At 61.7% G+C, this 1,236-nt stretch carries 1 protein-coding gene; it reads left to right on the top strand.

Annotation, left to right across the window (positions count from 1 at the left end):
* The first annotated feature begins 81 nt into the window (after positions 1-81).
* On the top strand, positions 82-1,098 hold the full coding sequence (locus tag KK488_RS21175) for an IS110 family RNA-guided transposase (protein WP_214625720.1): 1,017 nt from the start codon (positions 82-84) through the stop codon (positions 1,096-1,098).
* Positions 1,099-1,236 lie beyond the last annotated feature (138 nt).

The following is a 1,236-nucleotide window of genomic DNA, read 5'->3' on the forward strand; positions in this document are numbered from 1 at the left end:
GTCGGACACCGCGTAATTGATCTAGCCACCCTCCTGGATGGTACGAAGTCGTGTGAACGCTTCAATGCAGGAGGGTGACCGATGTCGATCTATGCAGGATTGGATGTTAGCGACAAGACCACGCATATTTGCACGGTGGATGCGGAAGGCAGCGTCATACGGCGCGATGTCGTGGTGAGCGATCCGGACGTGCTGGCCGCGTGGTTGGACCGTCATTGTCCGGAGCTCAAGCGGGTCGTGCTGGAGACCGGGCCGCTCTCGACATTCTTATATCATGGGCTGGCCGAGCGGGCCGTGCCGGTCGAGTGCATCTGCGCGCGTCACGCCAAGGGCGTTTTGTCGACGCGTGTGAACAAGAGCGATGTTCATGACGCCGAGGGCCTCGCCCATCTTGCGCGGACCGGCTGGTTCAAGCGTATCCACATGAAGGCCTCGGCCAGCCACATTGATCGTGCTGCCTTGCGGATTCGTGCGCAGCTCATCACCGCGCGTAACGCAATGGCGAACCAGCTCCGCGGCCTTTTGAAGCTATTCGGCTTGAAGCTCGGTTACGCCAGGACGCCGGGCCAGCGTGCGGAGCGACTGGCGGCGCTGTACCGACAGCGCCCTGATCTTGAGCAACTGTTTGCACCACTGATGAAGTCCATCGAGATGATGGAGCAGCAGCTCGGAGCATCTAATCGTGTCCTGGAAGAACGCGCCAGCGCCGATCCTGTCTGTGCCCGCCTGATGACGGTGCCCGGCGTTGGGCCCATCACGGCGCTCACCTTCGCTGCGACCATCGAAGATCCGCACCGCTTTGCCAGAAGCGAAGATGTGGGCGCCTACGCTGGCCTGGTTCCCCGACGCAGCCAGTCTGGCGAACGCGATGTTCGTGGCAGCATATCCAAAGCCGGTGACCCCATGCTGCGGCGGGCTCTGTTCGAGGCCGCCAACGTCATGCTGTCTCGAGTAAAACGCCCATTCCCGTTGCAGCAATGGGGACGACGCCTCCTCGAAAGCAAAGGCACCAAGCGCGCAAAGGTCGCCGTCGCTCGCAAGATTGCCATCCTGCTGCACTCGCTTTGGCTGAATGAGACTGAGTTCCGCTGGACTTGATCCCAGCGACCTTCGCCCGCTCAGCCATGCCAGGACGATCTCGCCCGGATCGTGGAGGATCAAACCTCGTGTCGGACACAGAGACGTCCACCCCATAACGCCCGGCCGCGATCATGAAGGCTCGGACAAGGTGCCTCC

The sequence above is a fragment of the Sphingobium nicotianae genome, assembly GCF_018603885.1.
Classification (GTDB): Bacteria; Pseudomonadota; Alphaproteobacteria; order Sphingomonadales; family Sphingomonadaceae; genus Sphingobium; species Sphingobium nicotianae.